Source organism: Pseudomonas sp. P5_A2_2, assembly GCF_054177685.1.
This window is the reverse complement of record NZ_JBGCUL010001039.1, coordinates 1-1,511: the sequence shown is the minus strand read 5'-3', so window position 1 is coordinate 1,511 and position 1,511 is coordinate 1. Positions and strand designations below refer to the sequence as shown.

Below are 1,511 nucleotides of genomic sequence, written 5' to 3'. Positions count from 1 at the left end.
GACGAAAGGCGGGCATTTTACGCAAAAACACCTCAGGGGCGAAGTGCCTCGCCAAAAGGGCTGTTCGGCACAGACCCGTCGGCGATTAACAACCGGGTTTACAGCGCGATTTGCTCTAAAGCCCCTACTCCCTCTGGGGAAACTCCTCCCTATACTGCGACTTAAGGTCGTATACAAATTTCAGACCTGTGACTTGCTTGGCCGCATTGGCCCGTAGGCGCTCCACTGGGGGGCGACGGTAAAGACAAGAGGAGTGACTGGCATGATCCATCACGTAGTGGGGCTTTTCACCCACCCTGACCAAGAATGGAAAGAAATCCGTGGCGACCAGGAGGAAAGCATCGGCCACATGTACCTGACCCATACGCTGATCCTTGCGGCGATCCCCGCCGTGTCTGCCTTTATTGGCACCACGCAGGTCGGCTGGGTCATCGGCAATCGGCCTCCCGTGATGCTGACCGTAGAAAGCGCGATATGGATGACAATCATGTCATACCTGGCGATGCTCGGGGGTGTAGCGGTAATGGGTGCATTCATTCACTGGATGGCCCGCACCTATGACGCCAACCCAAGCCTGGCCCGCTGCATTGCGTTCGCAACCTACACCGCTACGCCGCTGTTCATCGGCGGCCTCGCCGCCCTGTACCCGCACTTGTGGCTGGGGATGATCGTCGGCACCGCAGCTATCTGCTACACGGTGTACTTGCTGTACGTGGGCTTGCCGACATTCATGAACATTCCATCTGACGAGGGCTTCCTGTTTTCAAGTTCGGTGCTCGCCGTAGGCCTGGTGGTGCTGGTCGCCATCATGGCGTTCACCGTGATTGTCTGGGGACTCGGCGTGGGGCCGGTCTACACCAGTTAGCCGCTCATCACGGACAGTCGGCAACGACCGACACAGGCCGCCGCAAGGCGGCCTTTTCATTCTTCAGCAACGAGCAGGCACACGACCATTCGGTACCTTGGCGATTCGCAAGGCCCGAGGGTTGCGGCATACTCGACGTCTCTGGAGATCCATCGAGCATGCCCGAGCAACTCAATACCCGTGTCGAAGACTGTTTCCAACAAGCCGAATCCTTTTTCAAACGACCTTTCAAACGCCCCGTGGTGAGCCTCAAGCTGCGCGGGCAAAAAGCCGGTGTCGCRCATTTGCACGAGAACCTGCTGCGCTTCAATCCGCAGTTGTACCGGGAAAACACCGAAGACTTCCTCAAGCAGACCGTGGCCCATGAGGTCGCGCACCTGATCRCCCATCAGTTGTTCGGCGACCGCATTCAGCCCCATGGCGAAGAGTGGCAATTGATCATGCGCGGCGTGTACGAACTGCCGCCCAACCGCTGCCACACCTATGACGTCAAACGCCGCCGCGTGACCCGCTACATCTACAAATGCCCGTGCGTCGACAGCGACTTCCCGTTTTCCGCCCAGCGCCACAGTCTGGTTCGGCAAGGTCGGCGGTATTTGTGCCGGCGGTGTCGCCATACCTTGGTGTTCAGTGGGGAGATGCGGGT

Annotated in this window: 2 protein-coding genes; both read left to right on the top strand. The window is 58.8% G+C overall.

Annotation, left to right across the window (positions count from 1 at the left end):
- Positions 1-262 precede the first annotated feature (262 nt).
- Entirely contained in the window at positions 263-865 is a 603-nt protein-coding gene (locus tag ACXRVY_RS28565) for a Yip1 family protein (RefSeq protein WP_108215276.1), read from the top strand.
- A gap of 158 nt (positions 866-1,023) precedes the next feature.
- Positions 1,024-1,511, top strand: a 488-nt coding sequence (locus ACXRVY_RS28560; protein WP_458238900.1) for a SprT family zinc-dependent metalloprotease, incomplete at its 3' end; no start/stop codon positions are given.